The following is a 444-nucleotide window of genomic DNA, read 5'->3' as shown; positions in this document are numbered from 1 at the left end:
CCGCATCAGGATCATGAGGTACGAAGGTCCCTTCAACTACTCCGACATCAACAATAGAGCCGCCGGGATCGCTCGTGGCTCCATTCTCGGCCTAATCAACAACGACATCGAGGTACTCTCCGGCGATTGGCTTGACGAGATGGTTGGGTATGCGGTGCAGCCGCGCATCGGCTGCGTCGGCGCCAAGCTCTTATACGACAACGATACGGTCCAGCATGCCGGCATCGTTCTGGGGTTACGCGGCGGTGCAGGGCATGGCTATAAATTCGCCGCACGAGACGAGCGCGGCTATCTCGATCAACTCACCGTCGCCCGGAATGTATCGGCGGTGACGGCCGCATGTCTTGTCGTCCGCACGGAGGTTTTCCGAGAGGTCGGAGGACTCGATCCGGCAGCCTTTGCCGTCGCCTTCAACGACGTCGACCTTTGCCTGAAGGTTATGGC

At 59.7% G+C, this 444-nt stretch carries 1 protein-coding gene; it reads left to right on the top strand.

The window, feature by feature from the left end; genetic code table 11:
- Positions 1 to 444, top strand: a 444-nt coding sequence (locus AC2JF9_RS09340; RefSeq protein ID WP_500727219.1) for a glycosyltransferase family protein, incomplete at both ends; no start/stop codon positions are given.

This window comes from Lactobacillus sp. C449L (assembly GCF_059900815.1).
This window is presented reverse-complemented; position numbering and strand designations above follow the sequence as displayed.